Annotated in this window: 1 tRNA gene; it reads right to left on the bottom strand. The window is 46.9% G+C overall.

Features of this window, described 5'->3' with window-relative positions:
- Positions 1 to 170: 170 nt before the first annotated feature.
- Positions 171 to 246 (bottom strand) — tRNA-Glu (locus ACNQ0W_RS25555).
- Between the last annotated feature and the right edge of the window lie 57 nt (positions 247 to 303).

The raw sequence follows: 303 nt of genomic DNA, 5'->3' as shown, positions 1-303 counted from the left end.
GATGTTTCACTTCTGATTGCGAAAATTTGAGAGACTCGAACACACATGAGCTGTGTGTCGTTTCAATTTTCAGCTTGATCCAGATTTTTAAAGAGCAAATATCTCAAACATGACTCGCAAGTCAGTTTTGAGATATGACGGCAGGTGACTTTCACTCACGAACCAGCAAGTGGCGTCCCCTAGGGGATTCGAACCCCTGTTACCGCCGTGAAAGGGCGGTGTCCTGGGCCTCTAGACGAAGGGGACGTACAGTCTCAATCGCAAGACGCCTTGCTATTTACTTTTCATCAGACAATCTGTGTG

This window comes from Enterobacter cloacae complex sp. 6730903, from assembly GCF_048283985.1.
Lineage (GTDB): Bacteria > Pseudomonadota > Gammaproteobacteria > Enterobacterales > Enterobacteriaceae > Enterobacter > Enterobacter hormaechei_C.
Note: the sequence above shows the minus strand (reverse complement) of the source record. Positions and strands in the feature narration are given on the sequence as shown.